At 72.2% G+C, this 26894-nt stretch carries 20 protein-coding genes and 1 pseudogene; 8 read left to right on the top strand and 13 right to left on the bottom strand.

Annotated features, from left to right (window positions below):
• From DEJ49_RS12195 to DEJ49_RS12135, 11 genes are all read right to left on the bottom strand, one after another.
• Entirely contained in the window at nucleotides 1-2532 is a 2532-nt protein-coding gene (locus DEJ49_RS12195) for a serine/threonine-protein kinase (RefSeq protein WP_150184158.1), read from the bottom strand.
• On the bottom strand, nucleotides 2529-3848 hold the full coding sequence (locus tag DEJ49_RS12190) for a hypothetical protein (protein WP_150184157.1): 1320 nt from the start codon (nucleotides 3846-3848) through the stop codon (nucleotides 2529-2531). Before DEJ49_RS12190 ends, DEJ49_RS12195 begins: the two co-directional genes overlap by 4 nt.
• Before the next feature lie 103 nt (nucleotides 3849-3951).
• Entirely contained in the window at nucleotides 3952-4944 is a 993-nt protein-coding gene (locus DEJ49_RS12185; protein ID WP_150184156.1) for a glutamate ABC transporter substrate-binding protein, read from the bottom strand.
• Between the two features lie 32 nt (nucleotides 4945-4976).
• Nucleotides 4977-6491: a hypothetical protein gene (locus DEJ49_RS12180; RefSeq protein ID WP_411757154.1), complete on the bottom strand. Its 1515-nt coding sequence runs from the start codon at nucleotides 6489-6491 to the stop codon at nucleotides 4977-4979.
• A 206-nt stretch (nucleotides 6492-6697) separates the two neighbouring features.
• A complete protein-coding gene (locus DEJ49_RS12165) occupies nucleotides 6698-7693 on the bottom strand; it encodes an N-acetylglucosamine kinase (RefSeq protein WP_150184154.1) in 996 nt (331 codons plus the stop codon).
• Entirely contained in the window at nucleotides 7684-8949 is a 1266-nt protein-coding gene (locus tag DEJ49_RS12160; protein WP_150184153.1) for a 6-phospho-beta-glucosidase, read from the bottom strand. Before DEJ49_RS12160 ends, DEJ49_RS12165 begins: the two co-directional genes overlap by 10 nt.
• A gap of 8 nt (nucleotides 8950-8957) precedes the next feature.
• The gene (locus DEJ49_RS12155; RefSeq protein WP_150184152.1) at nucleotides 8958-9872 is read right to left on the bottom strand and encodes a carbohydrate ABC transporter permease; all 915 of its coding nucleotides are present in this window, start codon (nucleotides 9870-9872) and stop codon (nucleotides 8958-8960) included.
• A 24-nt stretch (nucleotides 9873-9896) separates the two neighbouring features.
• Nucleotides 9897-10832, bottom strand: coding sequence for a carbohydrate ABC transporter permease (locus DEJ49_RS12150; RefSeq protein WP_150184151.1), 936 nt, complete (start codon nucleotides 10830-10832; stop codon nucleotides 9897-9899).
• 15 nt (nucleotides 10833-10847) lie between these two features.
• Nucleotides 10848-12188, bottom strand: coding sequence for an ABC transporter substrate-binding protein (locus DEJ49_RS12145; RefSeq protein ID WP_150184150.1), 1341 nt, complete (start codon nucleotides 12186-12188; stop codon nucleotides 10848-10850).
• Nucleotides 12189-12256: 68 nt separating this feature from the next.
• Nucleotides 12257-13408 (bottom strand): ROK family transcriptional regulator, encoded by a 1152-nt coding sequence (locus tag DEJ49_RS12140; RefSeq protein ID WP_150184149.1) that lies wholly within the window; start codon nucleotides 13406-13408, stop codon nucleotides 12257-12259.
• A 1510-nt stretch (nucleotides 13409-14918) separates the two neighbouring features.
• Complete coding sequence (locus DEJ49_RS12135) at nucleotides 14919-15158, bottom strand: hypothetical protein (protein WP_150184148.1); 240 nt, start codon at nucleotides 15156-15158, stop codon at nucleotides 14919-14921.
• A gap of 58 nt (nucleotides 15159-15216) precedes the next feature.
• Here DEJ49_RS12135 and DEJ49_RS12130 point away from each other — a divergent pair.
• Nucleotides 15217-15369, top strand: a pseudogene (locus tag DEJ49_RS12130) (XRE family transcriptional regulator); the annotation flags it as partial.
• Between the two features lie 123 nt (nucleotides 15370-15492).
• Complete coding sequence (locus tag DEJ49_RS12125; RefSeq protein ID WP_150184147.1) at nucleotides 15493-16716, top strand: GNAT family N-acetyltransferase; 1224 nt, start codon at nucleotides 15493-15495, stop codon at nucleotides 16714-16716.
• Between the two features lie 19 nt (nucleotides 16717-16735).
• On the opposite strand, the gene DEJ49_RS12120 is transcribed toward DEJ49_RS12125, so the two are convergent.
• The gene (locus DEJ49_RS12120) at nucleotides 16736-17869 is read right to left on the bottom strand and encodes a mechanosensitive ion channel family protein (protein ID WP_150184146.1); all 1134 of its coding nucleotides are present in this window, start codon (nucleotides 17867-17869) and stop codon (nucleotides 16736-16738) included.
• 278 nt (nucleotides 17870-18147) lie between these two features.
• On the opposite strand from DEJ49_RS12120, the gene DEJ49_RS12115 reads away from it, so the two are divergent.
• Complete coding sequence (locus DEJ49_RS12115; RefSeq protein WP_150184145.1) at nucleotides 18148-18684, top strand: HNH endonuclease; 537 nt, start codon at nucleotides 18148-18150, stop codon at nucleotides 18682-18684.
• A gap of 87 nt (nucleotides 18685-18771) precedes the next feature.
• Here DEJ49_RS12115 and DEJ49_RS12110 read toward each other — a convergent pair whose 3' ends face one another.
• Complete coding sequence (locus DEJ49_RS12110; RefSeq protein WP_150184144.1) at nucleotides 18772-21732, bottom strand: beta-N-acetylglucosaminidase domain-containing protein; 2961 nt, start codon at nucleotides 21730-21732, stop codon at nucleotides 18772-18774.
• A gap of 375 nt (nucleotides 21733-22107) precedes the next feature.
• Here DEJ49_RS12110 and DEJ49_RS12105 point away from each other — a divergent pair, with 375 nt between their 5' ends.
• The 5 genes from DEJ49_RS12105 (at nucleotide 22108) to DEJ49_RS12085 (ending at nucleotide 26831) form a co-directional block, all read left to right on the top strand.
• A complete protein-coding gene (locus tag DEJ49_RS12105) occupies nucleotides 22108-22344 on the top strand; it encodes a hypothetical protein (RefSeq protein ID WP_150167796.1) in 237 nt (78 codons plus the stop codon).
• Entirely contained in the window at nucleotides 22344-24464 is a 2121-nt protein-coding gene (malQ, locus tag DEJ49_RS12100; protein ID WP_150184143.1) for a 4-alpha-glucanotransferase, read from the top strand. The genes DEJ49_RS12105 and malQ overlap by 1 nt, the downstream gene beginning before the upstream one ends.
• 20 nt (nucleotides 24465-24484) lie before the next feature.
• A complete protein-coding gene (locus DEJ49_RS12095) occupies nucleotides 24485-24721 on the top strand; it encodes a hypothetical protein (protein ID WP_055569298.1) in 237 nt (78 codons plus the stop codon).
• Between the two features lie 239 nt (nucleotides 24722-24960).
• Nucleotides 24961-25890: a DMT family transporter gene (locus tag DEJ49_RS12090; protein WP_411757153.1), complete on the top strand. Its 930-nt coding sequence runs from the start codon at nucleotides 24961-24963 to the stop codon at nucleotides 25888-25890.
• A 29-nt stretch (nucleotides 25891-25919) separates the two neighbouring features.
• Nucleotides 25920-26831 (top strand): LysR family transcriptional regulator, encoded by a 912-nt coding sequence (locus DEJ49_RS12085; RefSeq protein ID WP_150184142.1) that lies wholly within the window; start codon nucleotides 25920-25922, stop codon nucleotides 26829-26831.
• The last annotated feature ends 63 nt before the right edge of the window (nucleotides 26832-26894 follow it).

Here is a 26894-nt window from a genome sequence, read left to right as displayed (position 1 = left end):
TCACACCCACGTCCGGGGGCGGAAACGGTTGGCCCGCTCCACCAGTTCGATCCTCTCCTCGCCACCCTGAGCGAGCCGGGCCAGTGTCCGGTACGAACGCTCCAGGCCGAACCGGAGGCCGCGCTCGTCCAGGTCGCTGCCGAGCAGTACGGCCCGCGTCCCGGGAGTGTCCGGTGGCGCGGAAACGTGACCAGAGTGCCTACCGGAGAGTACCCAGTCGAGCGCCGTCCCCAGAACCTCGGTCGACAGGCGCTCCCTGCGCACCGCGTCCAGCCCGAACCCGGCAAGTGCCTCGATCTGCCCCGCGGCGGCCGTCAGCTCGGCCAGGAAGGCGACGCCCGAAGGGGCTGCCGTGTCCGACGTCATACGGTGACGCAGCCGCGCCCGCACCGACGCCACGCGCGCCGCGGTGTAGTGGATGGAGGATTCCGGCACCGACTCCAGGGTGCGTACGGAACCGGCCCTGTCGCCCGCCGCGAGCTGCACGCGGGCCAGGCCGAACGCGGCGCTCACATAGCTCGGGTCGGTCGTCCACACAAGGCGGTAGTACTCGGCGGCGTTGTCCAGCTGGCCGAGGACCTCCGCGATGACGCCGAGCGCCAGCTTCGGCGCGGGCTCGCCGGGGAACGCGTCGTAGACCGCGTCGAAAGACAGCGCCGAGTTCTCGAAGTCGCCGGTGGCCAGGGCGGCGACGCCCCGGTACCAGACCACCCGCCAGTCGTCCGGGTGCTGTTGCTCCAGGTCGGCGAGGGCCTCCGCGGCCGGCGCGAGTTCCCCCATGGCGAGCCGGGCCCGCAGCCCGCGCAGCTGCAGCTCCAGGGAGTCCGCGGGCGCCGTGCCGAGCGCGGTGATGAGCTCGGCGGGCGCGGCCGCGATGAGACCGGCGAGGAACCCGGCGTTCGGGTCGTTCGGGTCGACCAGCGGCACGGGCAGCGCGAGGGCGGTCGCCACGGGGTCGAGCCCCCGCACGATCCCCGCGGTCGCGGTGCTCTCCGGCAGCGCCCTGCCGTTCTCCCCGGCGGTGAGCTCGGCGCGGGCCCCCAGCCGGGAGACGTCCCCGGCCAGTTCGGCGAACAGCTCCGTGTCCGGCACCTTCACCTCGGGCCCGAACAGCGTCGAAAGCGCGGGCCGCGGCAGCCCCGTCTGGAGCGCCACGACCTCCCGCAGGACACCCGTCAGCTGCTCGGCCATCTCCTGCGCGGAGGCGAACCTGCGGGCCGGGTCGGGGTCAGTGGCGCGGACCAGGAGGCGGTAGAAGGACTCGTACGTCCGGAAGACCTCGATGTTGTCGGGGTCGGGCAGGGAGTCCACGAACACGTTCGTGTAGCCCTGGAAATCGAAGGTGAGGACCGCGAGGGTGCGGGCGACGGTGTACAGGTCGGAGGCGACGGAGGGGCCGACGTCGGCGACCTCGGGGGCCTGGTAGCCGACGGTTCCGTAGATCGCCGACTCGTCGTCGTCCATCCTGCGGACCGCGCCCATGTCGATGAGCTTGAGCTGGCCCTCCGTCTGGATGGCGTTGTCGACCTTGAAGTCGCAGTACAGGAGCTTGCGGCTGTGCAGGTGGCCGAGGGCGTCCAGGGCCTCGATGCCGTACGCGCAGGCCTGCTCGACCGGCAGCGGGTCGCGGCGGCCCTCCGGCGTGCGGCGGCCGTTGGCGATCTCCTTCAGGGACTTGCCGCCGACGTACTCCATGACGATGTACCCGTCCATGGAGCCGGTGCGCTGGTCGAGGTGCTCGACGAAGTTGTAGATGCGGACGATGTTGGAGTGCTCGATCTCCGCGAGGAAGCGCCGCTCCGAGATGGCCGCGGCCATCGCGTCCTGGTCACCCGTGTCGAGCAGACCCTTCAGGACCACCCACCGGTCGGACACCGCACGGTCGATGGCCAGATAGACCCAGCCGAGCCCGCCGTGCGCCAGACAGCCCACGACCTCGTACTGGCCGTGCACGATGTCACCCGGGTGCAGCTTCGGCACGAATGAGTAGGGGTGGCCGCACTTGGTGCAGAACCCCTCCGTGCGGCCGGGCCGGTCGCCCCGCGCGCGGCCCACCGGCGCCCCGCAGTCGGAGCGCGAGCAGAACCGCTTCCGCTCGGGCACCTCGGGGTTCTTCTGCACGGCTCCGCGCGGATCGGGGCGTGGCACGTCCGGCACGGCGACCAGGCCGACGCCAAGCCGCCCGCGCGCCGAAGAGCCCGTCGCCGAGCCCGAGCTGCGCACCGACACCGAGCGCGACGTCGAACTGCCCGACAGGGAGCGGGAGAGCCGCCCGGACACCGACCTGCGCGAGGACTGCGAGCGCGACGAACCGGACGTACGGGAGGAGCGCGACGACGACGAGCGGCCGCTGGAACTCCCGGAGCCCCGCGAGCCCTTGCCGCCGGCCGTCAGCCCGGTCGGCGGCGACGAGACCCTGCCGTCCGGTGCGACGACGGGGGCGAGCCCGCACGTGTCGCAGTACAGCTCACCGCCGCCGAAGTCGTCGTAGCTGCCGGTGCACTTGGGCCGCTGGCATTCACGCCGGCTCATGATTCCCCCGTCCGGTCGGTGGGTCCGCCCTGCTGCGGGACCCTCGGCGCAAGCACTTCGGCGGCGGCCTGCTGATAGCGCAGGACCGCCTGCTCGGCCACCCGGAGATCGCAGGGCGCGCTCCACAGCATGCGGCGCGCCGCGTCGTACCGCTCGACGAGGAGCGGGTCCTCGGCGTGGCCGAGCCGGGCGACCTTCGCCTTGTACGCGTCCAGGCGGCCGCGCAGCTCCGCGCGGACCGCGAGGGGCGCGGTGACGGCGGTCAGCGACTCGCGGGCGCGCAGCAGTTCGTCCTCGGCCTTCTGCTCCAGGGATTCCAGGAGCGGCGAGAGACGGTGCCACTGGGCGTGCCTGCGGTACTCCGACGCCATCGCCAGCTGCTCCTGCAGCGCGGTGGGCGGGCCGCTGACGGCGGGCACCTCGGAGGCGGCGATCTTCGCGAGGACCTCGCCGCGCGCGGAGCGTGCCTCGGACAGGGTGCGGTCCGCGCGGGACAGCACGTCGCGGAGCCTGCCGAGGCGGACCTCCGCGTCCTGCCGGACGGTGAGCACCGCCTCGATCTCGCGGCGCACCTCTTCGAGGGCGCGGGCCTCCCGGTCGTAGCGCTCGGTGTGCGGGCGGCCGCCGCCGGGGGCCGAACTGCCCTCCGCCCGCTGCCAGAACGCGAGCGGGTCGGACACCACCTGCTCGCGCAGCGCGGTCAGGGTGCGCGTGATGCGCTCCAGGTCGTCACCGGAGGGGTGTTCCCCCGGACGTACGCCGACGGAGTGGGCGAGCTGGCGGGTGCGGTGCAGTTCGGCGGCGAGCAGGTCGATGCGGGCGGGCAGCGCGGACCACACCGCGTCGGCGGCGACGACCATGTCGAGGGAGTCCGCGTACAAATCGTTCATGCGCGTCACGAGCTCTTCGAGGGTGAAGCGCTCGGTGAGCTTCGCGGGTCCGGTGAGCGAGGGCGACGCACCGGACGAGGAGCCGCCCGCGACGGTCACGGCCTCGCCGCGCAGCAGCTCCGTCAGCTCGACGAGGTCGTCCTTGCTGGGCCAGCGTCTGCGCTCGCGCACGTCCCGTGCGGTGCGCAGGGCGCCCGCGTACGCGTCGAAGTACGCCCAGAGCAGGGTGATCCGGGCCTCCGTGGCCGTCCAGCGCTCCGCGGTGACGCCGGTGAGCGCGGCGCCTTCGAGGAGGCGGCGGCCCGCGTGGTCCTGGAGGGCGAGGAGCGAGGTCTCGATCGCCTCGTGCTCGGCGTCGAGGCGCGCCAGCGCACGGTCCACCTCGTCCCGGTCCATCACCGGACCGGGGGGTCCCGCGACGCTCATCGATCACCTCTCCGCTCTGCGTTGCCCCGGGTTCTCGGTGGTCGAGGTCCCGTCGTGACTCGCGTAACTCTCCAGTCGTACCAGGTCGGTTGTCTGCTCCGGGTCAGTCCCGGTACTCCGGGTCCGGCGGGCCCGAGGACTCGCCGAGACCTTCCTTCAGCCACTTGTCGTAGGACTTCTGCCAGCCGCCGTTCTCGCGGTAGTCGTCGAGGACCTTGTTGACCCGGCGGACCAGGTCGTCGGAGCCCTTCTTCATCGCCACGCCGTAGTGCTCAGTGGTGAACGGCTCCTCGCCCTTGAGTTCGACCGTCGGGTCCTGTGCGGCCTGGCCCGCGGCGAGGGCGCTGTCGGTCACCACGGCGTCCACCTCGCCGAGCTGGAGCCGCACCAGGCAGTCCAGCTGGTTGGGGACGGTGGTGGAGATGTCGGCGGAGTAGTTCTTCTTCTTGAGCTCGTCCTCGGCGATGGAGCCGGACGCGCTGCAGATCTTCTTGCCGGTGAGCGACGGGTCGTACCCCGTGATGTCGGACTTCTTCGGCGCGAGGACCTGCTGGCCCGTCTCGAAGTACCCGGTGGAGAAGTCGACGTCCTTCAGGCGCTCGCAGTTGACGGTCATCGTGCGCACGACCATGTCGACCTGGCCGCTCTGGATCGCGGGGATGCGTTCGTTGGTGGGTATGGCGCGGAAGACGACGGCGTCGCGGTCGCCGAAGATCTCCTCGGCGATCTCGCGCGCGAGGTCGATGTCAAAACCCTCCAGCTCGCCGCCCTTCTTGTTCGGGTCGCGGTAGCCCCAGCGGTAGCTGTTCTGGTCGACGCCGACGATCAGCTTCTTGACCTCGCGGTTCCTGATCTTCTCGATCGTCGGGCCGTCCTTGGGCGAGGGGCGCAGGCTGCGGTCGTTGCAGTCGTCGGCGTCCGCACGCGCCTGCGCGGCCACCGTCGAGCCCGGACCGTCCCGCCGTACGCTGTCGTCGCCCCTGTCGCCTCTGTCCGGCAGGGCGAGGACGAGCGATCCCGCGACGGCGCAGGCGAGACCCATCGCGCCCACGCCGCCCCAGCCGCGCAGCCCGGCCGTGCCGCGTCGCGTCCGCATCGTCTGCGCGCCTCCTCTCACGTCCGACCCCATCACCGGTACTCCGAAAGCCTGCGGCCGATGCCGAGGACGGCGCCCGCCGCGGCCAGGACCGCGAGGACGGCGGCGCCGACGGCGAGGCCGCTCATGGCGCCCCTGCCGTCCTTCGCCGCCTGCTGGAACTCGCGCTGTTCGTGTGCCAGGGCCCGGTCGAGGGCCGCGTCCACGTTGTCGAAGCACTCGCCGGTCGGCTCGTCGTCCTTGGAGCCGATGACCTTGTCGAGCGCACCTTGGTAGTCACCGGAGTCGTCGCTGGAGCGGGCCACCTGATGGCGGTCCTTCCAGACGCCCACGTTCTTCGCGGCCTCGGCGACCGGGTTCCCGCCGGCCGAGTCGTCGGCGAGGTCGGCGGCCCTGCCGAGCAGCCCGCTGTCGGCGCCGCCCAGCTGCTTCATCTGCGCGCGGTAGGCGACGTCGAACTTGTCCTCCGACCTGCCGCCCACCTCGGTGGTCTCCGCGCCGCGGCTGACCAGGGTCAGGTTCTCGTTGCCGCGCGCCTTCAGCGAGCTGATCCGGGCGTCGTTGAGGACGTTCAGGGACCGCACGCCGTTGTCGTACGAGTCGTCGAGCCCCGAGCGCGCGAAGGTGTGCCCGACGACGAGCCACAGCAGCACGACCGTGGTGGCCGCGGTCGCGGCGAGCAGTCCGTGGTTGAACACCCGGTTCGTACGCCGGTAGTTGCGGTGCTGCGCCCAGCCGAGCGCGGCGAGCGCGAGGACGCCGAGGGCGATCGCGAACCAGGGGTACGGCTTCGCGTTGCCGTAGTCGTCGCCGAGCCGTTCGTTCTCCGCCTTGTACAGCTTCTCGGCGGCCGGGAGCATCTGCGTCTGCATCGTGTCGTTCGCGTACCGCAGATAGGCGCCGCCCAGCGGCAGGCCCTGGCGGTTGTTGGCGCGGGCGCGCTCGATCAGGCCCGTGTACTCGGGCAGGAGCCTGTTCAGCTTGCCCACCGCGGTCGCCGACGACGAGTCCGCGCCCGCGTTCGACGCGGCGGTCGCCAGCTTCTCGGAGGCCCGCTCGATGTCCCGTTCGTACCGCGCGCGGACGGCGGCCGGCTCCTGGCCGCCCGCGAGGAATCCGCTGGACGCCGCGGTATTGGCATCGGCCAGCGAGCGGTAGATGGCGGCCGCGTCGGCGCTCAACGGCTGGCTGCGGTGCAGCACGTCGTCCGCGGCGGCCGAGCGCTCCGTCATCTGCCAGGTGGTGACCGCGCCGAACGCGACGACGAGCAGTGCGAGGACCGCGCCGATGATGCGCAGCTTGCCCGGCTCCGTGGTCGCCGCGGTCCGCAGCCGGTCGACGCCCTCGGACCAGGCGGTGCGGCGCGGTGCGCCCGGCGGCGCGGCCGGGGCGCCCGGGGTGCCCGCCGTCTGCGGCGGCACGGTGGGCATCGTCGGCGCGGGCTGCCGCGGAGCCTGCGCGGGAACGGCGGGTGCCCGCACGGGCGCGGCCGGAGCCTGTCCGGGCGGACCCGACGGCACCGCGCCGCCGTTCGGCGGATGTGTCACCTTGCCTCGACCTCCCCCTCGGTCATCGGACGCCGGCCTCCGCCCGTCGCGCGCGGAGCGGGAAGAAGTGCACGGCCGCAAGTATTGCCGCAGGGACCGACATCCGCACAGGCATTGACTCGATCTTGTGCGTATCCCTGCTCTGGAACACGAGATTGGGGGGAGTTCGGTTCCCGCCCGCGCGCACGGCGCGGGCGGGAAGCACATCAGGCGACGCGCGCGCCGTCCTCGTAATGGGCCCGCACGCGCGCGTACACCTCGGCCGGTGCCGCGACGTGGTCGAGGCCGAGGAGTGCCGCGCCGAGCACGGGACGTGCGACGACGACCCGCGGAACCGCCTTGGGCGCCCGCTCGGCGAGCAACCTCCGCACCCCGTCGTCCAGTTGCGGATGACGCGCGGCGAGGACGCTGCCGCCGAGCAGGACCGGCGCCTCCTCGTCGAGCAGGTCGAGCCGGTCGAGGGCCACCGTCGCCATGGCGACGACCTCCTCGGCCATCCGGTCCACCACCGTGCGGGCCACGAAGTCTCCCGCGGCCGCGGTGGCGAACAGGACCGGCGTCAGCTCGTGCCGCCGCACCGGTGGGACCCGCCCCAGGTGCAGCGCCTCGATCAGCGCGTACATGGACTCCAGACCGAAGTGCGCGGGCAGCGCCTCGCGCAGCGCCGTCGGTTCGCCCCGCCCGTCCTCGGCGCGCGCCGCGAACCACAGGGCCTCCTCGGCGAGGCCGCCGCCCCCGCCCCAGTCGCCGGAGATCCGGCCGATGGCGGGGAAGCGGGCGGTGCGGCCGTCCGGGAGCATGCCGACGCAGTTGATGCCCGCGCCGCAGACCACCGCGACCCCGCGCGGCTCGGCGTCCTCGTTCAGCCCGGCGCGCAGGATCGCGAAGGTGTCGTTGCGCACGTCGACCGATGGGCCCCACGCGCGCCGTCGCAGCGCCTCCGCCAACTCCCGCTCCTCCACGGGCAGATCGGCGTTGGCGAGGCAGGCCGACACATGTCCGACGGAGTCGGTGCCCGCCTCCGCGAGGGCCCGCGTCACCGCCTCCTCAAGGATGTCCACCGCGGTCTCGACGCCGACCCGCGGCGGTTGGAACCCGCCGCCGCGCGCCGTGCCGACGACCTGTCCGTCGGCCGCGACCACCGCGACGTCGGTCTTGCTGTTGCCCGCGTCGATCGCGAGCACGCTCGTGCCTACGCCCACGCCAGGTGCTCCCGGTTGTGCGCGATCAGGCTGTCGGTGAGCTGCTCCGCGTACGCGTACTGCCCGATCAGCGGGTGCGCGAGCAGGGCCTTGAAGACCCGCTCGCGGCCCCCGTGCACGGCCGCCTGGAGCGCCAGGTCCTCGTAACCGGTGACGTTCGCGATGAGCCCCGCGTACAGCGGATCGAGCTTCGGCACGGACAGCGGCTTCGCGCCCGAGCCGTCCACCGCGGCCTGCACCTCGATGACCGCGTCGTCGGGCAGGAACGGCAGCGTGCCGTTGTTGACGGTGTTCACCACCTGGTAGGGGCTGCCGCCGTTGCCGAGCAGCGACGCCGCGAGGTCGACGGCCGCCTCCGAGTAGAAGGCGCCACCGCGCTTGGCGAGCAGCTCCGGCTTCTCGTCGAGCGTCGGGTCGCCGTACATCTCCAGGAGCTGCTTCTCCATCTCGGCGACCTCGGCGGCGCGCGACGGCTTGGTGCGCAGCTCCTCGACGACGGCGTCGTGCTGGTAGTAGTAGCGCAGGTAGTACGAGGGGACGACGCCGAGCCGGTCGACGATCTCGCGCGGCATGCGCAGGTCGGCGGCGACCGCGTCCCCGTGTTCGACGAGCAGCTTGGGCAGGATGTCGTCGCCCTGCGGACCCCCGAGGCGTACGCCCGTCTCCCACGTCAGGTGGTTGAGGCCCACGTGGTCCAGGTGCACCTCACTCGGCGCGACGTCGAGGAGCTTCGCGAACTTCCGCTGGAACCCGATCGCGACGTTGCACAGGCCGACTGCCTTGTGCCCGGCCTGCAGCAGCGCCCGCGTGACGATGCCCACCGGGTTGGTGAAGTCGATGATCCAGGCGTTCGGATTGGTGCGGCGGACACGCTCGGCGATGTCGAGGACGACCGGCACGGTGCGCAGCGCCTTCGCGAGACCGCCGGCGCCTGTGGTCTCCTGGCCGACGCAGCCGCACTCCAGCGGCCACGTCTCGTCCTGGTTGCGGGCGGCCTGACCGCCGACGCGCAGCTGGAGCAGCACGGCGTCGGCGTCCGCGACGCCCGCGTCCACGTCGGACGTGGTGACGATGCGGCCCGGGTGGCCCTGCTTGGCGAAGATGCGCCGCGCGAGACCGCCCACCAGCTCCAGACGGTCGGCCGCCGGGTCGACGAGGACCAGCTCCTCGATCGGCAGGGTGTCCCTCAACCGCGCGAATCCGTCGATGAGTTCGGGTGTGTAGGTCGACCCTCCGCCGACCACTGCGAGCTTCATATCGGTTCTCAGCCCTTTACTCCGGTGAGGGTGACGCCTTCGACGAAGGCCTTCTGTGCGAAGAAGAAGACGACGATGACGGGGGCCATGACGAGCAGCGTCGCGGCCATGGTCATGTTCCAGTTGACGGCATGGGCGCTCTTGAACGACTCGAGGCCGTAGCTGAGCGTCCAGGCGCCGGGGTTCTGCGCGGCGTAGATCTGCGGGCCGAAGTAGTCGTTCCAGCAGTAGAAGAACTGGAAGAGCGCGATGGCGGCGATGCCGGGCTTGGCCATCGGCACCACGATCTTCACCATGGTGCGGAACTCCCCGCACCCGTCGACCTTCGCCGACTCGATGTACTCCTTCGGGATGGTCAGCAGGAACTGCCGAAGGAGGAAGATCGAGTACGCGTCACCGAACGCCATGGGAATGATCAGCGGCCACAGGGTCCCGGACAGATGGAACTGCTGGGCCCACACCAGGTACATGGGGATCACGATCACCTGCGGCGGCAGCATCATCGTCGAGATGACGAGCAGCATCGCGGTGCGCCGCCCGCGGAAGCGGAACTTGGCGAGCGCGTACGCCACGGGGATCGCCGAGCAGACCGTGAAGAGGGTGCCGAGCCCCGCGTACATGAGCGAGTTGCGCCACCAGTCGAGGAAGCCGGGCGTCTCGAACACGGCCTTGTAGTTCGACCAGTGCCAGGAGTCGGGCCACAGGTCGCCGCTCATGGCCTGCGAGTCGCTCATCACCGACGTCAGGAAGACGAAGACGAAGGGGAGCAGGAACAGCAGCGCGACGGCTATAGCGACGCTGTGCACGGCGATCCAGTGCAGGATCCGCTTGCGGCGGGCGCGGGCGGCGGCGGGTCCCCGGTTCGGGGAGGTCCGTTCGGGCGTCGACGCCGATGCGGGCGCGCTGAGAGTGGTGGAAGTCATCGGAAGGTCCTCAGTCCTCAATCCTCAGTCCTCGGCCGCGAGCAGCCCGGAGCGCTTGCGCATCAGGAGCATCGTCACGGCCATGGCGATGGCGAAGAGCACGAGCGAGAGCACGCACGCGGCACCGGTGTTGAAGTTCTGGAAGCCCATTTGGTAGACGAGCTGGGGGACCGTGAGGGTCGAGTGGTCGGGGTATCCCGGCTGGATGACGGACCCGGGCCCGATGTTGACGCCGGAGGCGACCTTCCCCGCGACCAGGGCCTGCGTGTAGTACTGCATGGTCTGCACGACACCCGTGACCACCGCGAACATCACGATCGGCGTGATCGACGGCCACGTCACGTAGCGGAACTTCGCCCACGGTCCCGCACCGTCGAGCTCGGCGGCCTCGTACTGCTCCTTCGGTACGTCGAGCAGCGCGGCCATGAAGATCACCATCAGGTCGCCGATGCCCCACAGGGAGAGCAGCACCAGCGAGGGTTTGGCGGTGTCCGGATCGTTGAACCAGTTGGGCCCGGAGATCCCGATCGATCCGAGGATCTCGTTCACGGGCCCCGAGCCCGGGTTGAGGAGGAAGACGAAGGCGACGGTGGCGGCGACCGGCGGCGCGAGATACGGGATGTAGAAGGCGGTGCGGAAGAACCCCGCCCCCGTCTTGATCTTCGTGATCAGCAGCCCGAGCGAGAGCCCGAAGACCACCCGCACCGCCACCATGATCACGACGAGCCAGAGGGTGTTCCGCAGGGCGGGCCCGAACAGGGGCATCTGCTCGAACACGTACGTCCAGTTCCTGAGGCCCACGAAGGTGGGCTCCTTGATCTGGTTGTAGTGCATGAAGGAGAAGTAGACGGTGGCGATCAGCGGGTACGCGAAGAAGACGCTGAAGCCGACCAGCCAGGGGGACAGGAACCCGAGCGTGCGCAGGCGGCGGCGCGCGGGGTTGGAGAGGGAGAGTGCCATGGTCGGATCCTCAGCTCAGCTCTTCGACTGGAGGGTGTCGGCGTCGATCTGCTCGTCGAGCTTCTTCAGGCCCTTGCGCAGGTCGCGGGTGCGCCCGGCCTCGACGCCGTAGGCGAAGTCCCCCAGCGAGACGACGTACGCGCCGCCGTTGACGGAGGGCGGCAGGGCCTTGCTGTGCTTGTTCTCCAGGATGTCGAAGAAGGTCCGGAAGGTCGGGTCGGCGTCCAGGTCGGGCGATTTGAGCGCGGCGAACGTGGAGGGCACGTTGTGGATGTCGTTCGCGAAGTGCACGACCTGCTTCGTGTCCGCGGTCAGGAACCGCACGAGCTCCCAGGCGGCGTTCTGGTGCTTGCTGCTGTGCGCGATGCCGGCGACGGTGCCGGTGATGAAGCCGCGCCCGTACGTGTCGGCCTGGTCGTCCGGGACGGGCAGCGGCGCCACGTCCCAGTTGAAGTCGGCCTTCGCCTCGTTCAGCATCAGCCCGCGCCACTCGCCGTCGAGGTGCATGGCGACCTTCTGGGTCAGGAAGGCGTTCTGGCTGGACATCTCGTCGCCGAAGGTCATCCGGAACCGCTCGAGGTCGTCGAACCCGCCCTGGGCATCGGCGAGCCGCGTGGCGGTCTTGAAGAACTTGTAGGTGGACGGCTCGTCGGCGAGCCGGGAATCACCATCGGCATCGAAGTACTTCGGTCCCCACTGGGCGAAGAGCCGATCCGGACTGTTCTGGTAGAAGCGGAAGTTGGGCATGAACCCGACCCGCTTGTACGAGCTCTTCCCGCTCCGCACGGTCAGCTTTTCGGCGACCTTCTCGAACTCGGACATCGTGCGGGGCGGCCGCTCGATGCCCGCCTCGTCGAAGGCGTCCTTGTTGTAGTACATCCCGAAGGCGTCCGCGAGCAGCGGCAGCGCGCACTGGTTGCCGCGGTAGCTCGTGTAGTCGAGCAGCGTCTTGGGGAACGTCTTGTGCTTGTCGAGGCCGGTCTTCTTCATGAACGGGTCGAGGTCCGCCCACATCCCGGAGTCGCAGTACTGGCCCACGTTGTTGGTGGTGAACGAGGACACCACGTCCGGCGCCTTGTCGCCGCCCGCCCGCAGGGCCTGGTTGATGGTCTCGTCGGAGACGTTCCCGGTGGCCTTCACGTGGATGTTCGGGTGCAGCTTCTCGAACCGGTCGATGCTGTCGTTCACGGCCTTGACCTCGCCGGGCGTCGCCCAGCCGTGCCAGAACTTCAGGGTGACCGGTTTCGTCGGGTCGTCGTTCGCGCTGCCGACGCTCGGGTTGGCGCAGCCGGAGAGCAACAGGCCGGCTGCGGCGAGCGCCGCGGACGCGCAGGTGGGCATGCGCCATCGCGGCATGGCGGACTTCCTTTACGGGGCGGGGAGCGGGAGGTTGAGGTGGTGCGGTACGTGGGCGGGGGAGGCCCTCAGCCCGTGTCGAAGACCCGGTCGCGGGCCTGGGTGAGGGCGGAGCGCAGGGCGCCGGTGAGGATCGGGTCGCCGTCGAGTTCGCTGATGCGGATGTGCGGGCGGGGCAGCGCGAGTCCGGTGAGCTCCTCCTCGACCCGGGCGCGCAGCTTGTCGCCGCCCGCCTGGGCGACGGAACCGGAGAGCACGACGAGTTCGGGGTCGACGACGGCGACGACCGCGGCGATGCCGGTGGCGATGCGGCGGGCGACCTCGTCGAGCGCGGCGTCGTCGGCCATCACCTCCGCCAGGGTCGCGCCGCCGCCGGTGAGCTCACGTACGACGTACGCGGAGACGAGACTCTCGAAGCCTCCGTCACCGCCGCCGCGCACCAGCGGAGCGTTGGGCAGGGGCATGTACCCGATCTCGCCCGCGCCGCCGGTCGCGCCGCGCAGCAGGGTGCCGTCGAGCACGATGGCGGCGCCGACGCCTTCGTCGAGCCAGGTCAGCACGTAGTTGTCGAAGTCCTGGGCGGCGCCCTCGTGCTGCTCGGCGACCGCGGCGAGGTTCACGTCGTTCTCGATGACCACCGGCGTGCCGAGGACGGCGGCGAGGTCGTCGCGCAGCGTCCGCGAGTGCCAGCCGGGCAGGTGGGGGGCGTACCGGAGCTGGCCTGTGTGCGGGTCGATGGCGCCGGGGGTGCCGATGACGGCGGCGCGCAGATCGTCGTGACCGAGCCCCGCCTGACGCAGGGCGCCGTCGACGGCCTCGGCGACGAGCTGGGCGGTGCGGTGCCGGACGTCCTCGGCGACGGCGTCGGCCTCCACGCGCTCCCTGCCGAGCACGGTGCCGGTGATGTCGGCGACGAGGGCGGTGATTCCGGTGGGATCGGCGGAGAGTGCGGCGACGTGCCCCGCGCCCGGGTCGATCTCGTACAACTGGGCGTTGGGCCCCGGCCGGCCGCTCAGGCTGCCGGTGGTGTGGACGAGCCCGGCGGCGGCGAGGCGGTTCAGGAGCTGCGAGGTGGTCGGCTTGGACAGCCCGGTCAGCTCGCCGATGCGGGTGCGAGTGAGGGGGCCGTGGGCGACGAGGAGATCGAGTACGGCGCGGTCGTTCATGGCGCGGAGGACGCGGGGGGTACCCGGCGCGCCCGGGGTACTGCCTGTTGCCATCACGACACCTGCCTCTCAGCTGCCCGTACGGTAACGGCCGCCGCTAACTGTTAGGAAACTTTCCAATTCGTGAGGACCGTACGGCTGGCGTGAATGAGGCGTCAATAGCGGACGCCGCGTAGGCAACCAAGTCGTTACCTGTGGGGGTGGGGTGTTGCATGGGGTGCGTGTGTGGGGCTCGGCCGGGTGGGGACTTTGGTGGGCCCGCGCCTTCGATGGTGACCGGGGCCGCCCGGTGTTGACCGGAGTGTGGCGCCTCCGGGCCGGCAGTAAAGGGCGCTCCTACGTCGCGTCGGCTCCGCCGATTCCGCTCCGCTCCACCCTTGACTCCCGCCCCTCCACCGCGACGTGACCCTTGCCCCGGACGGCCAGGGGTGAGGCCGGCGGGGACCGCTGGGATGGGTCATCCCCTCTCACTGCCGGGTGCGGCCCGGCCCAACGCGAAGCACACGTCACCGTCCAGTGGAGGCGCGGCCTCGCCGCTCGGGTCATCCCCTCGCCGACCGGGTGCGGCCCGGCTCATCGTGGGCGGGAGTGATGGCCTGTGTGGCAGAAGGGCCGGGCCCCCTCCGGCACCTACTTCGGAAAAGTTGCGAACCAACCCGCCGCACGCCCCCCTCTCACACCCCACGCGCCGTCCCGCTCACCACCCGCCAAGCGCACCGGACGCAGGAATCGGGCATGCCAGGGGGCGCACTCGGTCCGGCGAGGGGGCGCGCGACGGCCGCATTCGCAACTTTCCCGAAGTAGGTGCCGGAAGGTGCGGCCCGGCTCGACAGCCAGGGGGCGCATCCGGTCTGCCGAGGGGGCGCGCGGCGAGTCCATTCGCAACTTTCCGAAAGTAGGTGCCGGAGGGTACGGCCTTCGACCGGGCACGGCACATCGACCATGCCACCCGCCCACAATGGGCCAGTCCGCACGCGGCAACGAGAGCGGCTGACCCGCCCCGAACCGTGGGGGCGGCTCGCGTTGGGCCGGGCCGCACCCGGCCGCGCGAGGGGATGGCCCGAGCGGCTTGGCCGCGGGGTGGGCGGCCACGCCACCCTGGCTGTCGGCCACGGTGGACCGGTCCGCACCCGGCGATGAACGGTGATGGCCCACCCACCCGGATCCGCCGGCCCCACCCCTGGCCGTCCGGGTCAACATCAGCTCGCGGTGGAGGGGCGGGAGTCAAGGGTGGAGCGGAGCGGAATCGGCGAAGCCGACGCGGAGCGCCCTTTACTCGCGGCCCGGAGCCGCCACACTCCGGACAACACCGGGCGGCCCCGGTGACCATCGAAGACACCGGTCCACCGAAGTCGCCGAACAATTCACAGAGGCACGGGAGGCTCAGGCCCCTTCAGTACGGTCCGCACCGCACGCAGCGCCCGCCGCATCCGCGCCCCCTCTTCACACGCCTCAGTGCGGCACCCCACGCAGCCGAGCGTGTGCGCGCGGAGCAGCCCGTCCAGGAGGTGCGCGGCTCCCTCGGGGCTGAACAGCCAGACGGCCGGTCCGCTGTCGGAGGAGGTCACCGTGTTCCCACCGGGCCGGCATCGCAGGCGATGTGGACCAGCGCGGCGACGCTCTGGACGGGGCACAGGTCGCCGACGATGCGGGGCCGCACGGCCCAGTGCAGACCGGTCGGCCCGGTGAGGTCGGAGGCGGGGACGCTCAGGAAGTGGCCGGGGCCGAGCATCGGGGCCTCGTGAGGGTAGCGCCACCGCGAGACCGGGTACGGCTCGACCAGCGCGTGGTACCGGTGCTGCACGCGGTTGTGGATGACCGGCCCGTTGAGCAGCTCGGCGAGCGTCGCGGTGACGCAGGAGCTCGTGACTCCTCACCTGGCACGGCTGGTCGGCCACGACTCGCCCCTCATGCACCTTCGGCAGGTCGAGGAGGGCGGCATGTTCGACCGTTTCTCGGAGCACGCCGAAGAGCTGTGGTCACGCAGCAGGCCGGTTCGGGAGCCTGCCTCCTGAGGAGTTCTGGATGCGGCGGGCGGCTCCGCCCTAAATCGCTTGCCCTGTACATGGGGTGGGTGGGCATTCTCTCCTACGGTTGGGCGCCGACTGGTGTCCGCGTACGAGGAGGCTGCCGCACCCATGGAGATCCGCACCACCACCGACGACGACCTCGAACTCTTCGTCGACACCCTTCACGCCGCCTTCGGGCGGTTCCCCGAGACTCCGGTCGACGGCGACGGGCACTGGTGGTCGGCGCTCGAGATGGAGCGGGGACTGATGGCCGTCGGCGAGGACGGGCGGCCCGTCGGGACCGCCGCCGCGCACTCCTTCGAGCTCACCCTCCCCGGCGGCGCCCTCGTCCCCGCCCCCGGCGTGACCGCCGTCGGCGTGCTGCCCACGCACCGGCGCCGGGGCGTGCTCAGCGCGATGATGCGGCATCAGCTCGGCGAGCTGAGGGACCGCGGCGAGATCCTGTCCGTGCTGCTCGCCTCCGAGGCCACGATCTACGGAAGGTTCGGATACGGCCCCGCCACCTTCACCGCACGCCTGACCGTGCCCCACGCCGCCCCGCTCGCCGAGCCACGGGCACAGAAGGCCGTCACGGACGACGCCGGCTCCGTCGACGTCCTGCGCCGCGACGACTGCGGCGACATCCTCGAAGACGTCTACGACCGGTACCGGCGCACCCAGCCCGGCGCCCTCTCCCGGCCCCACCACTGGTGGGAACGGCGGGCCGGACAGCCCCCGATCTCGCCCGCACCGCGCTACGTCGCCGTGCACCGCGACGCCGACGGTGTCCCGGACGGGTATGCCAGTTACTCACTCGGCGAGTCCGGCGGGGCCCAGCTCCTGACCGTCGACGAGACCATCGCCACGGACGATGCCGTCTTCACCGCCCTCGTTCGGTTCGCGCTCGGGCACGATCTGGTGTCGCGGGTCGTGTTCAAGCACGTACCCCCCGACCACCCGCTGCGCCGGCAGCTCGCCGACCTCCGGGCGGGGGAGGTGAGCGAGGACACGGACTGGCTCTGGGTGCGGCTGCTCGACGTACCGCGTGCGCTGACCGCGCGCGGGTGGGGCGCCGACGGCGAGCTCGTGCTCGACATCACCGACCCGTTCCTCGGAGAGCACGGGCGCCACGCGCTGACCGTCCGGGACGGGAAGGGCGAGTGCGTTCCGACGGACCGGGCTCCCGACCTCTCCCTCGACGTACGCGACCTCGGGTCGGTCTACCTCGGCGGGACCGCCCCGAGCACTCTCGTGCGTGCCGGACACATCCGCGCCCACCACCCGCGCGCGGCCGCCCTCGCCGACGCCCTCTTCCGCACCGAGCGCGCCCCGCACTGCCTCCACTGGTTCTGAGGGTGAAAGCAGCCCGCGGCTACTTCGAGAGGTTCGGGGGCGGGGGCGGTATCGGGGATGCCGCCAGGGACTGGGGGGACGTCGCCGAGGCGTAGGCGGAGGGGGCTGCGACGGCTGCCGAGGGATCGGCCGCGTCCTCCTGCAGCGCCAGCGGCAGACCGCCCACGATGCGGATGCCCGCCTCGTCGAACGCCCGCTTGATGCGCCAGCGCAGCTCCCGCTCCACACCCAGGGACTGGCCCGGCATCGTCTTCGCGGAGACGCGGACCACCATCGAGTCGAGGAGGACGCTGTCCAGGCCCAGGATCTCCACCGGGCCCCACAGCCGCTCGTTCCACGGCTCGTCCTTCGCGATGGACTCGCCGACCTCCGCCAGCGTCGCCTTCACCTTGTCCAGGTCCTCGTCCGGGCGGACCGTCACGTCGACGCCCGCCGTGGACCAGCCCTGGGAGAGGTTGCCGATGCGCTTGACCTCGCCGTTGCGGACGTACCAGATCTCGCCGTTGTCGCCGCGCAGCTTCGTGACGCGCAGGCCGACCTCGATGACCTCACCCGACGCCACGCCCGCGTCGATCGAGTCGCCGACGCCGTACTGGTCCTCAAGGATCATGAAGACGCCGGACAGGAAGTCGGTGACGAGGTTGCGCGCGCCGAAACCGATCGCGACGCCCGCCACACCCGCGGACGCGAGCAGCGGCGCCAGGTTGATCTCGAAGGTGCCGAGGACCATGAGCCCGGCCGTGCCGAGGATCAGGAACGACGCCACCGAGCGCAGGACCGAGCCGATGGCCTGCGAACGCTGGCGGCGGCGCTCCACGTTCACCAGGAGCCCGCCGAGCGCGGTGCCGTCCACGGCCTGCGCCGTGCGGTTCATGCGGTCTATGAGCTTGGTGATGGCGCGGCGGACGATGACGCGCAGGACGACGGCTATCGCGACGATCAGCACGATGCGCAGGCCGATGCCGAGCCACGTGGACCAGTTCTGCTCGACCCAGCTCGCCGCGTTCGTAGCGCTCTCCTGAGCGTCCTCGAGCGTGGGCGGCTTGGTCTTTTGCGGGTCGTCCGGGTCCGTTCCGGCTGCCGACAGGACGGACAAGAACACGGCAGGTACCTCCAGGTATCGCGGCCTGCCCGGTGAACGAAGGACCGCCATCGAAGCGGAACCGGGGGAACCGGGCAGACTCACCACACTAACGGGGCATCGTGTGTGGATCGTTGTGATGTTCGGGGGAGAGACGGTGCTCACCACGCCGCTCACCTGGGCAAGTACCCAGGAGAAGCATTCACCGTCCGCGCGCCGCGCCCCCTGTGGTCGAAAACACTTCAAGGCCGTTACGGGCACATGCTGGCGCTACGACCAGGCATGAGGGGAGACTGACTGCAGATCGTCCCGGCGCGAGCCACGCGCCGCCGGCGTTATAGGAGGCATCCGTGCCGCATGTCCTGGTCCTCAACGCGTCGTACGAGCCCCTCGGCGTCGTACCGCTCCGCCGCGCGCTCGTCCTCGTCCTGGAGAACAAGGCTCTCTGCCTCGAGGAATCCGGCGCCTTCATGCACAGCGCAACGCGCACCGTCCCCGCACCCAGCGTGGTCCGCCTCAAGCGGTTCGTCCGGGTCCCCTACCGAGGGCCCGTCCCGCTGACCCGGCGGGCGCTGTTCGCCCGCGACGGCGGCCGGTGCATGTACTGCGGTGGCGTCGCAACCAGCGTCGACCACGTCATTCCGAAGAGCCGAGGCGGCCAGCACGCCTGGGACAACGTGGTGGCTTCCTGCCGCCGCTGCAACCACGTCAAGGCCGACCGGCACCTCATGGAGCTCGGCTGGCGCCTGAGGCACAAGCCCGCGCCGCCCTCGGGCCTCGCGTGGCGCATCATCGGGACCGGACATAGGGATCCGCGCTGGCTGCCGTACTTGCAGCCGTTCGGCGCGGACGACGCGATGGCTCGGATCGACGGCATTTCCGCCTAGCAAACGATCCGGGCCTTTGTTGTACGTCGGTACGTGTACGTACGGTGCCGTACGTGGAGTACGCGTACGGCGGACGCGTGGCGGTCGCTACTTGTCAGCGACCGCGTACGCCTCCACGGACCAGAGCGAGTAGCCGAAGCGCGTGGCCCGTCGGTCGCCCTGCACGCGGATGAAGCGGGTGTCGCGCGCGTCCATGCGGACCGACTCGCGGCCGCCCCTGCCGTCCCGCACGGTCGCCGCCGTCCGCCAGGTCCTGCCGTCGGCCGACGTCTGCACGCGGTAGCCCGCCGCGTACGCGTCCTGCCAGCGCAGCACGACCTGCCCGAGCCGCACCGGCTCCGCGAGCTCCGCCTGCCACCACGCGCCGTCCTCGGCCGGTGACGACCAGCGGGTCTCCGGGTCGCCGTCGACCGCCGCCGACGCCGGGAAGTCCTTCGTCTCGTCGCCCGACGACGACGCCTTCGCGCCGCGCGCCAGGTCGGGGCCCGCCGTCCGCGGGAAGGCGCGGACGGAGACCGTGCGGGTCTCGTCGCCGAAGGTCAGGGGGATGTCGTACGTGCCCGCGCGCGTGCCGGCCGGGACCGTGATGTCCACCGGCACGTCGACGTCCGTACCGCGCGGCAGCGTCGACCGGGCGGGGACCCGCACCGCGATGCCCTTCGGCGCCTTCGCGCGGAGCGCGCCGCTCACGTCGCCGGGGCGCAGGGAACGCAGTTTCGCCGAGATCCGCAGCGGCCCTCCGCCGATCTCCGCGTCGGCCTCGGTGCGGGACAGGGAGAGGCGGGCGTCGGGGGTGTCGGCGAACCAGGGGACGAGGTGGCGGACGGAGCCGTCAGGGGCGGAGGCGCGGATGGCGTCGGCGCGCAGGCCCTTGTGCTGCTCGGTGAGGTGCAGCTCCGTGAAGCCGCTCCCCGCGAGTGCGCCGAGTCGCTGCCAGCCCTCGCCCGGAACGTGCGCCTCCACCGTGCCCTCCGTGCCGGGGTCGGTCAGCGCCGTCACCGCGGCGAGCGTGCGGTCGCGGCCGAAGCGGGCGGTCGTCGTGCTGTGCGACGGCTGCTTCACATCGAATCCCGCCCAGGCCGCGTACGCCTTCTGCGTCCGCGCGAGGAACGGGTCGAGGACGCCCTCACCGACGGTGACGCCGCTCCCCTTCAGCTCCTTCCGCAGCTTCGCCAGGGCGCGCGAGCCCCGCCAGGCCGCCGCGCCGTCGCCGGCGGACTGGGCGGCAAGGAGGTCGACCGCCGTCTCGCCCGCCTCGCCGTAGCGTGCCAACTGGTCGATCCAGGGGCGTACTTCGTCGTCGAGCTCGCTGTCGGCCAGGCGGCGCGGGGCCTCCCGCATCACGGTGAAGGCTGCGCGCAGCGCCTTCGCGGCGCGCTCGCGGCGTGCCCGGTCCGGCGTCGTACGGGCTTCCCAGAAGTCGTCCATGAGCGGCCGCAGGTACGCGGACTCGTCGGCGCCGAGCACGGACGACGCGTCGTTGCCCGCGAGGGCCCGCAGCGCGCCCCGCGCCTTCGCGTCGCCGCCCGCGAGGTCGTCGATGGCGGCGAGCCAGGACTCGTGGGGGCGGTAGGCACGGGGGTTCCAGGCGTAGTCGGCGGCCGTGAAGAGGGGGATGCGGGAGGCGGAGGGCTGCTCCATGGCGTTGCCGAGGAGGGCGGCCGAGCCGGTGGCGACGGCGGGCTCGCGGCCGGTGTAGGGGCCGAGGAAGATACGGTCCTGCGCGAAGTCGTTGACGGGGTAGTTGTCCATCGTGACCAGCGGGTGCGGGCCGAACGCCTTGCGGGCGCCCGCGAGCTCGCGCCCCGTGATGGTCCGCGGGACCACGCCGACACCCGTCCACGCCACCTCGACCCGGCGGTCGAGCGCCCGCGAGAGCGCCGCGCGGTACTCCGTGGTCCCGTCCTGGAAGTACTCCGTCGGCATGAGGCTGAGCGGGGCGGCGCCGGGGTGGCGCGCGGCCAGGTGGGCGGCGACCGCGTCGGCGACCCGGGCCTGCGCCTTCGCCGCGGCCTCCGGGCCGGAGCCGAACGTCCCGGCGTCCTGCTCGCAGTGCCATTCGCTGTAGCTGACGTTCTGGAACTGCAGCTGGAAGGCGCGCACGCCCAGCGCCCACATCGCGTCGATCTTGCGGGTGAGGTCCCTGACGTCCCGGTCGGACGACAGGCACATGGCCTGGCCGGGCGAGACGGCCCAGGCGAGCGTGACGTGATGGGCCTCGGCCCGCTTCGCCAGGGCGCGGAAGTCGGCGCGCTGGTCCGCTGGGTAGGGCTCGCGCCAGCGTGCCTGGCGGTACGGGTCATCGCCGGGGGCGTAGAGGTACCGGTTCTGTTTCGTGCGGCCCATGAAGTCGAGCTGGGCGAGGCGCTGCTCGCGGGTCCAGGGCGTGCCGTAGAACCCCTCGGTGAGGCCGCGCACGGCGGTGCCGGGCCAGTCACGGATCTGCACGCCGGGGACGGTGCGCGGGGCGGGGGAGCCGGTGAGCTGCCGCAGGGTCTGCACGCCGTGGAAGAGGCCGTCGTCACCGGTGCCGGCGAGGGCGACCGTGGCACGGCCGTCGACGTGTCCCACGGCGAGCCGGTACCCGCCCTTCGGCAGGTCGCCGCGCTCACGGGCGCCCAGGGAGCGCAGCGCACGGTCGGCACCCGTGCCTCCGGCCCGTACGACGAGGGTGTTGCCCGCGGGCAGCGGGTCGCCGTCGCGCACCTCGGTGACGCGCCGGGCGCCGGTGGCGTGCAGGTGGTCGCGGAGGGCCTTCAGGGCGTACGGGTCGTGGTCGCCGTGGTCGCCGTGGTCGTTGCGGTCGCCGCGGGGGACGACGAGGACGACGTCGTCGCCGATCGTGACGGCGGTGCCCGACGCGGTCATCGACTGCGGGCGGGGCCAGACGGAGGGGAGGCGGGAGCCCGTCGTCGTGTCGCCGTCCGGGAGGGTCACGGGAGCGCCGGGCGCCCCCGGGTCCGCGAGGGCGCCCGGCGCGCCGCCGAGCGCGCCCGCGATCACGGCGACCGCGACGGCGGCCGCGCTCTTCCTGCGCCGCAACTGCACGGCTCCTGCCCCTGTCTCTGCCCCCGGAGCCCTTGTGGCCCCTTGCGTCACATGTGCCAGTGAGCCCACCACTGGTGCGGCGGGAGTGTCAACGGGAGCGGGTGTCGCGCGGGGGATTCTTCGCGGAACCTGCGCGAATCGGGGGGTGGAGGGGGTAGAGGAAGCCCTAAGGGGAAGCCCTCCCGTCGTCGCGGACATCTTCCCGGCGGCCGAGTGGCTGGAGCGCGATCTTCCGGGGAGGGCTCGGCCCCGCTGGAACAACTTCCGCACAGGGAAAGGGATGTGACCAGGGTCACGTTGTGGCAACGTATACGTCTGCGCGCCCGCGCACTGGGTAGGGCTGCCGAGACCTGCCCCCTGAGAAGGAGCTCCCACGTGGCCGCTTCCGCAAATCTTCTGCTGTCCGCGCTCTCCAAACAGGTCTCCCACCCCGACTCGGGCCTCGACGGCTCCTGCTCCTGCGGCTGCATCGAGCCGCCCCTCACCAGCGAGCCCCCGCTCGCCGACGCGGCGCCGCTGACCAGCGAGCCGCCCCTCGCCGACGCCGCCCCCCTGACCAGCGAGCCGACCTCCACCGGCACGGCGTCGGGCCTGGACTTCATGGGGGTCTGATGCCCCTTTCCCGGCTGGCCGCCTCGTACGGCGTGGCCACCTCCTACTCCCCGTCCCCGGGGCGCACCGTCCCCGCCACCGACACCGCGGTGATCGCCGCGCTGGCCGCGCTGGGTGTGGACGCGAGCACCCCGCAGGCGGTCCGTGCGGCGCTGACGGCGCGCGAGGCGGAGCGGGCCGCCCGTCCACTGCCACCGACCGTGGTGGTGTGGACGGACGGTCCCCTGCCCCCGCCGCTCGCGGCGCTGCCGCCGGGGACGCGAGTGCGGGTGGAGCCGGAGGGCGGCGGCCGGGCCGTCGAGTGGGAGGCCCCCAGGGACGCGCCCCCGGAGGCCCTGCCTCTCGGTGTGCACCGCCTCCACGTACAGAGCCGGGACCCCGGTACCGCGACCGGTACCGCCCACCTCATCGTCGCCCCGCGCCGCGTCAAGACCCCCGGGCGGCGGACGCACGGCCTCCTCGTACAGCTCTACTCTCTGCTCTCCCGGCGCTCCTGGGGCATGGGCGACCTCGGTGACCTCGCCGAGCTCTCCGGCTGGTCCTGCCGCACCCTGGGGACCGGCTTCGTGCAGGTCAACCCGTTGCACGCCGCCGTGCCGAGCGCGCCGGACGGGCCCGGCGGCGACCCCTCCCCGTACCGCCCCTCCTCCCGCCGCTTCCCCGACCCCGTGCACCTGCGCGTCGAGGCGGTCCCCGAGTACGCGTATCTGACCGGGGACGCCCGTGAGCGGGTCGACGAACTGAGCCGCAGGGCCGGGTTGCTGCGGGACTCCGTGCTCCGGCAGGACGCGCTCATCGACCGCGACGCGGTCTGGGCCCTCAAGCGCGAAGCCCTCGAAGTGCTGCTCCACGAAGTGCCCCTCGGGCCCGGCCGCCGCGCCGCGTACAACGCGTTCCTCGCCGAACAGGGCACCGCCCTGGAGGACCACGCCACCTGGAACGCCCTCGCCGAGACCCACGGTCCCGACTGGCACTCCTGGCCGGCCGCCCTGCGCGACCCGGCCTCGCCCGGCACCGCCCGCGCCCGCCGCGAGGCGATGGACCGCGTCGACTTCCACTGCCGCCTCGCCTGGCTCACCGACACCCAGCTCGCCACCGCCCAGCGCACCGCACGGGAAGCGGGCATGGACATCGGGCTCGTCCACGACCTCGCCGTCGGCGTGCACCCCGGCGGCGCCGACGCCTGGGCCCAGCAGCGGCACTTCGCCCCGCACATGTCCGTCGGCGCCCCGCCGGACGCCTTCAACGCGCGCGGCCAGGACTGGGGCCTGCCGCCCTGGCGCCCCGACCGGCTCGCCGAGTCCGGCTACGCCCCGTACCGCGCCCTCCTGCGCGGCCTGCTCCGCAACGCGGGCGCGCTCCGCATCGACCACGTCATGGGCCTGTTCCGGCTGTGGTGGATCCCCGAGGGCCGCGAGCCCACCGAGGGGACGTACGTCCACTACGACGCCGAGGCGATGCTCGCCGTCCTCGCCCTGGAGGCGCACCGCGCCGACGCCCTCGTCATCGGTGAGGACCTCGGCACCGTCGAGCCCGGCGTCCGCGAGACGCTGCGCGAGCACGGCGTGCTCGGCACCTCCGTGCTCTGGTTCGAACGGGACTGGGAGGACACGGGCCGCCCGCTGCCCGCCGACGCCTGGCGCGCCGACTGCGTGGCCACCGCCACCACGCACGACCTGCCCCCGACCGCCGCCCGCCTCACCGGCGAGCACGTCCGACTCCGCCACGACCTCGGCCTGTTGACCCGGCCCCTCGCGCAGGAGCGGGCCGAGGCCGCCGCCGACGTGCACGAATGGCTGGGGGTGCTCTCCCGGCTCGGGATGCTGCCCGGCGGCATCGGCTGCGAGGAGGACGAGATCCGCGCCGTGCACCGCTTCCTGCTCGCCACCCCGGCCCGCATGATCGGCATCTGGCTCCCCGACGCCGTCGGCGACCGCCGCCCGCAGAACCTCCCCGGCACCTGGGACCAGTACCCCAACTGGCGGCTGCCCGTCGCCGACGCCGCCGGACGCCCCGTCACCCTCGAAGACCTCGCCGCGTCTCCGCGCCTGCATGCCCTCATGGCGGTCTTCCGGGGTGAAACCGCCCGTACGGCACCCCCGGGCGCGCACCCCGTTTAGGAGTTCGCTACGTTGGCACCGTGGACAAGAAGAACGCACTGCGCGCCGGCGCCCTGGCCTCCGGCACGACGCTGATGATGCTGCTCATGTCGTCCCCCGCGTTCGCGGCGCGCGACGACGGCGACGACCCGGGCCCCGGCCTGAGCGTCATCGACACGCTCGGCCTGTACGTCGCCGCGCCCATCGTGCTGTTCCTGGTGATCGCGGGCCTCGTGATGGTCGGCGACAAGTCCCGGAAGCAGCAGAAGCAGGGCTGACCCGGCCCGCTCGCACTCCCGCACCACTTCACGCCGAAGGCACCCTCCCGGCATACCGCCGGAGGGTGCCTTCGGCGTGCTCGCGCGTCTCGCCTCCAGCGAGAAGGGGAAAACTGTTCAGTTTCACTGAATCAAACCAGCGAAAAGATTCGATGGACCTGATTGGTGTGCCGGTGTCACGGTAGTCCCGCAACGCACCGAGTCCCCGCCGCGGCGGGGAGAGAGGCAAGGGATACCCCGTGGCAGTCCTGGACCGGACCCCCGCACCCACCGCATCGGCCGCCGCGAGGACGGCCGCGCGACCCGTCGGCATCGGGCTCGCGCTCGCGGCGCTCGCCACCGTCGTCTGGTCGGGCAGCTTCGTCACCTCCCGTGCCCTGCACGACACCGTGCCGCCCGTCCAGCACGCGTTCTGGCGCTGGATCATCGCCATCGCCGCGGTCGCGCCGTTCGCGGCGCGGCAGACCTGGCGCCGGCGGCACGTACTGCGCGAGCACCTCAAGTTCCTGCTCGTCGCGTCCCTGCTGGGCGTCACCGTCTACAACACCCTGGTCAACCAGGCCGGGATGACGACCACCGCGGGCAACATGGGCATGATCATGGCCGCGTCGCCGGTCCTGATGGCCGTATACGAACGCCTCGGCGGCGCCAGGCTCGGCGCGCGACGTGTGACCGGCATGCTCGTGGCCTGCGCGGGAGTCCTGCTCCTGGTCAGCAAGGGCTCGTTCGCCATGGACTTCGCGGTCGGCGACCTCTGGGTCATCGCGGCGGCGCTCTCCTTCGGCTCGTACAGCGCACTGCTCAAGCGCAGGCCCAAGGAGATCGAGGGGCTTCCGTTCCTCCTCTCGACGTTCGTGCTGGGCGCGCTGATGCTGCTCCCGGTCTTCGTGGCCAGCTACGCCGTGCAGGGCGGCTTCGAGCCGACCGTCGACACGGTCTCCCCGCTCCTCTACGTGGGCGTGGTGTCCTCGGCGGTCGCCTTCTTCGCCTGGAACAAGGCGATCTCGATCATCGGTGCGGCCCGCGCCGGCGTCATCTACTACCTCCAGCCGGTCTGCGTCGCCCTGCTCTCCTTCGCGGTGCTCGGCGAGGCGATGGGGTGGCTGCAGGTGCTGTGCATGGGGCTGATCCTGGGCGGCGTGGTGCTCGGCGCGGCCCGCACGAAGTGATCCTCCTGACCAGTCGGTACGTTGGGCTCATGAGCGAGTGGGACATCAAGAAGCTGCAGATCCTGCGCACGTTGAGCGAGCGGGGGACCGTGACGGCGACGGCGCGGACGCTGCAGATGACGCCGTCGGCGGTCTCCCAGCAGCTGTCCAACCTCGCGAAGCAGCTCGGCGTACCGCTCCTGGAGGCGCACGGGCGGCGGGTCCGGCTCACCGACGCGGCGCACCTGGTGCTGCGGCACGCGGAGGCGGTCTTCGCGCAACTGGAGAAGGCCGACGCGGAGTTGACGGCGTACGCGCAGGGGGAGGCGGGGGAGGTGCGGGTCGGCGCGTTCTCGACGGCGGTGCCCGCGCTGGTCGTGCCCGCGGTGCGGGCGCTGCGGGAGGCGGCGCCGGGCATCTCCGTACGGGTACGGGAGACCGAGGCGGCCCAGGCGTACGAGCTCCTGGCGGCGGGGGAGGTCGACATCGCGCTGTCCCTGGCCGTCCAGGCGCCGGCCGCGGTGGACGCGGACACGCGGTTCACCCGCGAGTCCCTGCTCGCGGACCCGCTGGACGTGGCGCTGCCGGTCGACCACGGCCTGGCGTCCGCGCCGGATCTGCGCCTCGCCTCGCTGGCCGCCGAACCGTGGATCTTCGGCGGCAGCGGGCCTTGGTCCGAGATCACGCGGGCCGCCTGCGAGGCGGCGGGCTTCACACCGACCCAGGCGCACTCGGCGTCGGGCTGGACGTCGATCCTCGCGATGGTGGAGGCGGGGATGGGGGTGGCGCTGGTTCCCCGCATGGCGGCGGTACGCCGTGACGGCGTGGTCATGCGCGAGCTCTCGGAGGACCACCCGACCCGCCACGTGATCGCCGCGGTGCGCCGGGGGGCGGCGACGGGGGCGGCGGTGTCGCGTGTGCTCGTGGCCCTCCGCGAAGCGGTTCCTTCTCGGGGCCGGTGAAAACTCACCCGGCACCGCCCCGCCCCGGTCCCCGCGCTCCGCGCGGCGCTTCCCCACCCACCC

Source organism: Streptomyces venezuelae, assembly GCF_008642335.1.
In the GTDB taxonomy this organism is placed as follows: Bacteria; Actinomycetota; Actinomycetes; order Streptomycetales; family Streptomycetaceae; genus Streptomyces; species Streptomyces venezuelae_F.
Note: the sequence above shows the minus strand (reverse complement) of the source record. Positions and strands in the feature narration are given on the sequence as shown.

Bases quoted from the DNA above. Each gene is read 5' to 3' on its own strand.
- DEJ49_RS12195 (WP_150184158.1), bottom strand. From the start codon at position 2,532: ATGAGCCGGCGTGAATGCCAGCGGCCCAAGTGCACCGGCAGCTACGAC.
- DEJ49_RS12190 (WP_150184157.1), bottom strand. From the start codon at position 3,848: ATGAGCGTCGCGGGACCCCCCGGTCCGGTGATGGACCGGGACGAGGTG.
- DEJ49_RS12185 (WP_150184156.1), bottom strand. From the start codon at position 4,944: ATGCGGACGCGACGCGGCACGGCCGGGCTGCGCGGCTGGGGCGGCGTG.
- DEJ49_RS12160 (WP_150184153.1), bottom strand. From the start codon at position 8,949: ATGAAGCTCGCAGTGGTCGGCGGAGGGTCGACCTACACACCCGAACTC.
- DEJ49_RS12155 (WP_150184152.1), bottom strand. From the start codon at position 9,872: ATGACTTCCACCACTCTCAGCGCGCCCGCATCGGCGTCGACGCCCGAA.
- DEJ49_RS12150 (WP_150184151.1), bottom strand. From the start codon at position 10,832: ATGGCACTCTCCCTCTCCAACCCCGCGCGCCGCCGCCTGCGCACGCTC.
- DEJ49_RS12145 (WP_150184150.1), bottom strand. From the start codon at position 12,188: ATGCCGCGATGGCGCATGCCCACCTGCGCGTCCGCGGCGCTCGCCGCA.
- DEJ49_RS12140 (WP_150184149.1), bottom strand. From the start codon at position 13,408: ATGGCAACAGGCAGTACCCCGGGCGCGCCGGGTACCCCCCGCGTCCTC.
- DEJ49_RS12125 (WP_150184147.1), top strand. From the start codon at position 15,493: ATGGAGATCCGCACCACCACCGACGACGACCTCGAACTCTTCGTCGAC.
- DEJ49_RS12120 (WP_150184146.1), bottom strand. From the start codon at position 17,869: ATGGCGGTCCTTCGTTCACCGGGCAGGCCGCGATACCTGGAGGTACCT.
- malQ (WP_150184143.1), top strand. From the start codon at position 22,344: ATGCCCCTTTCCCGGCTGGCCGCCTCGTACGGCGTGGCCACCTCCTAC.
- DEJ49_RS12085 (WP_150184142.1), top strand. From the start codon at position 25,920: ATGAGCGAGTGGGACATCAAGAAGCTGCAGATCCTGCGCACGTTGAGC.